This window comes from Rhizobium sp. PP-F2F-G48, assembly GCF_004342335.1.
Lineage (GTDB): Bacteria > Pseudomonadota > Alphaproteobacteria > Rhizobiales > Rhizobiaceae > Ferranicluibacter.
Genome location: NZ_SLVH01000035.1, coordinates 1 through 1,097 on the forward strand (window position 1 = coordinate 1; position 1,097 = coordinate 1,097).

The 1,097-nt window shown below is 70.8% G+C and carries 1 protein-coding gene; it reads right to left on the reverse strand.

Annotation, left to right across the window (positions count from 1 at the left end; genetic code table 11):
- On the reverse strand, nucleotides 1-1,032 hold a 1,032-nt coding region (locus tag C8J36_RS24700; RefSeq protein WP_132537896.1), incomplete at its 3' end, for a glycerate kinase.
- Nucleotides 1,033-1,097: the final 65 nt, after the last annotated feature.

Here is a 1,097-nt window from a genome sequence, read left to right on the forward strand (position 1 = left end):
GGTGCCGTCGAGGTCGATGGCAGCGGCCAGCAGCAGTTCGGTGTTTCGCCCGCCTTTGCCCGCACCCTCGGGTCCGATCGTGACGGTCGTTTCCCCGCCCGAGAGCAGAACCATGGGGCCCTCCTGCGGCGGACGGCTCACCTGAAACTCCATCGCCAGCGCCGCATGCATGCGGCCGATATCGCGCGCTTCCCCCTCGATCCGGTCGGACAGGATCAGCGGCGTCACGCCGGCCTCGCGGCTCAAGCGCGCCGCTGCCTGCAACGAGACACGGGCGGACGCGATGACATGGGCCTCGTGCCCGGCAAAGGCCGGATCGTCGGGGCGCAGCGTCTCCGCCGTGGCGATATACTGGAGACTGCGGGGCGGAAGGTTCATCCGGTAGTCCCGGATCGCCCGCAGCGCATGTTCGCGGCCGGCGGCATCGGGAATGGTCGGGCCGGAGGCGACGAAGGCCGGGTTGTCGCCGGGAACGTCGGAGACGACGAGGCTGACGACGCGGGCCGGAAAGGCGAGCGCTGCGAGCCGCCCGCCCTTGATCATCGAGACATGCTTGCGCACCACGTTCATCGCCGAGATCGGCGCGCCGGAGGCGAGCAGGGCCTCGTTCAGCGCCACCTCGTCGGCAAGCGCGAAGCCCGGCGGCGGCGACGGCAGGAGCGCGGAGCCGCCGCCGGAGATCAGTGCGATGACGAGATCGTCCGCCGTCAGGCCGCGCACCGCCACCATCAGGGCCTGCGCCCCGACGATGCCCGCCTCATCGGGAACCGGGTGCGCCGCCTGCAGCACCCGGATGCGCGAGCACGCCGCAACCGGGCCGTGCCGCGCAACGACCACGCCTTCCAGCGGACCATCCCACACGCTTTCCAGCGCCTGCGCCATCTGGCTCGCCGCCTTGCCCGCACCGATGACGACGGTCCGGCCTTTCGGTCGCGCCGGGAGATGGGCACGGATCGCTTCCAGCGGATCGGCCGCGCGAACGGCGGCGTGGAAGAGCGAGGCGAGGAATGCGCGCGGGTTCTCAAGTGGCATCAGGGTCCGACCCTCCTGGGCATGGCGACACCTTTTGTGGCAAAGCCGGTGACGGAATGCAAAGC